This window comes from Streptomyces arenae, from assembly GCF_022343545.1.
GTDB lineage: Bacteria > Actinomycetota > Actinomycetes > Streptomycetales > Streptomycetaceae > Streptomyces > Streptomyces humi.
The window spans coordinates 48,453-49,190 of record NZ_JAKQYH010000001.1 but is presented as its reverse complement, the minus strand read 5'-3'; the positions used below and the strand labels follow the sequence as shown (position 1 = coordinate 49,190).

1 protein-coding gene is annotated in these 738 nt (G+C 69.5%); it reads right to left on the bottom strand.

What is annotated here, in order from left to right:
- Positions 1-98: 98 nt before the first annotated feature.
- On the bottom strand, positions 99-738 hold a 640-nt coding region (locus tag MB828_RS00140; RefSeq protein ID WP_301646357.1), incomplete at its 5' end, for an SAM-dependent methyltransferase.

The window sequence follows — 738 nt, the reverse complement described above, 5'->3', positions numbered from 1 at the left end:
ACCAAGGATCATGAGTGCCGGAGCCCGGGAACGGTTCCTGACACGCCCGGCCGATCGGGACCCGTCCGGGTGGACGGGCCCCGGGGCCGTGCGGTGCGTCAGACGCGGTCGGCCGCGATCAGGACGTACTGGAAGGAGCCGTCCTTGTACGAGTTGATGAACGCCTCCTCGATGCCGGTGACCAGGGACGAGGTGGCGCGCAGCTCCCAGTAGGGCAGGGTGTCCGGGGTGAGGTCGATGACGGCCTGCGGGACGAGCCGGTTGTCCGCCATGGCCTTCAGGTACTCGCGGCGCGAGTGGATGTTGCACTCGAAGTGCGCGTTGATCTGGGAGACCCACTTCGAGGGCTGGCCGTACCGCGGGTTCCAGCAGCCGGTGATGGTGACGTAGCGTCCGCCGACGGCGAGGACCCGGGAGTGCTCGGCGAAGAGGTCCTCCAGGTCGACGTACATGCTGGACTCGTTGTTCCAGGAGCCGGCGGCCTGTCCGGTCTCGAAGGGCATGTCGAGCATGTTGCAGACGCGGGCCCGCACGTGGTCGTCGATGCCGAGTTCGGCGGCGCGCCGGTTGGCGAAGTCGGCCTGCTTGGCGGAGAGGGTGACGCCCTCGACCTTGGCGCCGAAGCGCTGGTGGGCCATGACCATGGAACCGCCGCGGCCGCAGCCGGCGTCGACCAGCGTGTCGTCGCGCCCGATGGAGCCGAGGTGGTGCAGCAGGACGTCGGCCTGCGCCGACTCC